Origin of the sequence: Arthrobacter sp. HMWF013 (genome assembly GCF_003061105.1) — a bacterium.
In the GTDB taxonomy this organism is placed as follows: domain Bacteria; phylum Actinomycetota; class Actinomycetes; order Actinomycetales; family Micrococcaceae; genus Arthrobacter.
In genome coordinates, this window is record NZ_QAIQ01000104.1 from 1 (window position 1) to 3,023 (window position 3,023).

The window sequence follows — 3,023 nt, forward strand, 5'->3', positions numbered from 1 at the left end:
CCCCTGGATCGGCCGTCCACACAGAGCCGCAGAGCCCGGACCAGGTGTCGTTCGCCATCTTCACCGCTTCTTCCTCCGTGTCGAAAGGAATAAGCGGAATCACGGGGCCGAACTGTTCCTGCGTCACAACCCGCAGCGAGGGGTCGGGGTTGACCACCAGCGCGGGGCGCAGGAAGTTGCCGCCCTGCAGGTCCGGGTCTGCCGGAAGGGTTCCGAACTCACGGACGTCCGCTCCGGCAGCCTTCGCCTCCTCGATGATTTCGCTGACGAAGGCCTTCTGCGCAGGGGAATGCAGTGGACCCATCGTGGTGCCCTCGGCCAGCCCGTAGCCGATCACCGCCCTGTCCAGCCGCTCCGAAAGTCCCGCCACCACCTCGTCCAGGCGCGAACGGTGGACGTAGATCCGCTTGGCGTTCATGCAGATCTGCCCGGTGGTGTCGAAGATCGCGGCGTACAGCCGGTCCAGGTGGACCTCGTCCAGGACCGCGTCCTCCAGCATGACGGCGGCATCATTCCCGCCAAGCTCCAGGGTCACCCGGGTCAGTGATTTCGAGGCCATTTCCATGATGCGCCTACCGCCGGCGACGCTGCCGGTGAAGCACACCTTCGCCACGTCGGGGCTGGTGATCAGGGCTGACACATCAGCGTCCTTGCCCGTCACGACGTTCAGCACGCCCGGCGGAAGCTTCTCGGCGATCCGCTGGACCACCCGGGTTGTGGCGAGGGGAGTGGTGGGCGGTGGCTTCACAATGGCGGTGTTGCCGGCGAGAAGGGCGTGCGGCAGCGACGCCGCGAGGATGGCAATGGGCCAGTTGAACGGCACGATGATGGTCACCACGCCGAGCGGCTGGAACGCCACAGTGGTGGATACGGGCGTGCCTGGCGCCGGCGGGAGCACCCTGGTGGCGTCCACATCATCCGCCAATGCCAGGGCAAGGTTCCACCGGATCTCGAAGACGAGGGAGTCCACCCATGCCTCCATCCGGATCTTTCCGTTTTCCTGCGAGAGGATGGCGGCGTCCTCGTCCCGGAAGTCGGCGATCCCCTCAAGTGCCACCCGCATCTGTTCGGCGCGTTCCCGGGCGCACAACGCAGACCAGGCGGGATACGCCTCCTTCGCCGCGGCAATGGCATCGTCAACGTCCCCGGGACCTGCCGCCGCTGCATGCCCGACGACGACGCCCGGCTTTCCCGGATCAACCACGTCCAGCGTGGCGGACGCCCGGCGTTCCGCGCCCCCGATGTACAGCCCCGTTGTCACCGGGGCCGCTGTGTTCACTGTGTTGGTCATGGCTCAAGCACCTCTCTGTGCAGTACTGCCCAATAACTTCATTCTGGTCACTGGACGTTCGGCGTTCCATGGGTATGGAACGTCTCGATGGTCTTCATGCCCCAGGCCTGGCCCTTCTTGCGTTCCTCCTGGGTCCACTCCACCACCGGGGAATCGGGGTCCAGCAGGAGGCGGGCGCCGGCATTGGCCAGTTCAATCCGGTTTCCGCCCGGCTCCCAGACGTAGAGGAAGAAGGTCTGGTTGATGGCGTGCTTATGCGGGCCGGACTCGATGTGGATGCCGTTCTCGAGGAAGATGTCGGCGGCCTTGAGGATGTCCTCCCGGGTATCCGGGGCGAAGGCGACGTGATGGAGCCGGTTGCCGTGCTTGGTCCAGTCATCCGAGTAGACGATGTCGTAGGACTTGTTGTTGAAGTGGAACCACCACGCGGCGTATCCGCCGTCGTCGAGCTTGATCCTTTCACTCTCGCGCCCCTGCAGGGCGGTGGCAATGAATTCGCCGTTGGCCACCACGTCCTTGGCGAGGAAGTTGATGTGGTCCAGCCGGCGGGCGTTCACGCCGCGGCCGGGAAAGGCGGAGGCCTGGTTCTTGAGCGCCGGCTTGTCATCGGTGGCCACGTACCGCTCTGTCTCGTAGTAGATGGCCAGATCGTGTCCGTCGGGGTCGCGGAAGGCATAGGAAGGGCCGGTGCCCACTTCGCCGTCAACCCAGCCGACGCCGAGTCCCGTCGCCTCAATGGCGGAGACGCGGCGCTCAAGCGCTTCCTGGCTGGTGGTGCGGAAGGTGGTCCGCCCGACGCCGGCGTCCGCCGCTGAGGTGAGCTTCACCGTGTAAAGCTGGTACTCGTCCCACGTGCGCAGGTAAACGGAATCACCGGACTCCGCAACGACCCGCATCGCCAGGAGATCACGGAAGAACCACAGGCTCTTCTCGAAGGTGGGCGTCAGCAGCTCCACGTTCCCCAGGTGGGCGACGTCGAACGAGGTGTACCCGGTCATGGACTTGTCCTCTCTCTGGCGGTCACAGGCGGGGGCGCGGGAAAACGCGGCCGTCGAAGATCTTTCGTGCCGTGCGAAGGGCTGCGGAGCGGGTGACTGTGAAGCCGTCCGCGGCCGCTTCCACCCCGACCTCAACATCGAAGTGGCCGGTGGGATGCTCAATGCGGAAAGGGGTTCCGGCGGCGGGCAACCCGGCGAGGTCGTGGCCCACCGACCCCTCGGCGAGAACTCCCGCGCCGACCGTGAGTGCCCCGAGCACACCGATCGAGGTGTGGACACGGACCGGCAGGAAACTGCGGGTGATGATGGCACCGCCCGCCCGGGGCGGGGCCAGCAGCACCAGCTTCGGCACGGTGGCACCGGAGACGTCCCCCATGCCCATGACCTCGGCGGCCGCGAGGCGCAGCCCGGCGAGGCGGCGGGCCAGTTCCTCGTTCGCTTCAAGGTCTTCCGGCGACTCGCTGCCGCTGACGCCAACGTCCGAGGCGCGCAGGAGCACGCTCGGCATGCCGTTGTCCACGCACGTCACGTCCACCCCGGCAACGTGGTCCAATACCTTCCCGGACGGGAAGAGCGCCCCCGTTGACGAACCGGCAGTGTCCTCGAAGTTGAGCCTGATGGCACCGGCGGTTCCGGGCACGCCGTCGATCTCCAGGCCGCCGTCGTAATCCACCACCCCGCCGGGGGTGGCGAACGTGGCGGTGGCGATGCTGTCCGTGTTGACCATGCGGATG

3 protein-coding genes are annotated in these 3,023 nt (G+C 66.6%); all 3 read right to left on the minus strand.

Annotated elements, in window-relative coordinates; all coding sequences use genetic code 11:
* The coding region (locus tag DBR22_RS04925) for an aldehyde dehydrogenase family protein (RefSeq protein ID WP_108598054.1) at positions 1 to 1,291 on the minus strand (1,291 nt) is incomplete at its 3' end.
* A 47-nt stretch (positions 1,292 to 1,338) separates the two neighbouring features.
* Positions 1,339 to 2,289, minus strand: a complete 951-nt coding sequence (locus DBR22_RS04930; protein WP_108598055.1) for a VOC family protein — start codon at positions 2,287 to 2,289, stop codon at positions 1,339 to 1,341.
* A 22-nt stretch (positions 2,290 to 2,311) separates the two neighbouring features.
* Positions 2,312 to 3,023: PrpF domain-containing protein (locus DBR22_RS04935; protein WP_219928075.1), on the minus strand; the 712-nt coding region annotated here is incomplete at its 5' end.

Excerpts from the sequence above, each read along its gene's own strand:
- DBR22_RS04930 (WP_108598055.1), bottom strand. The coding sequence starts at position 2,289 with ATGACCGGGTACACCTCGTTCGACGTCGCCCACCTGGGGAACGTGGAG.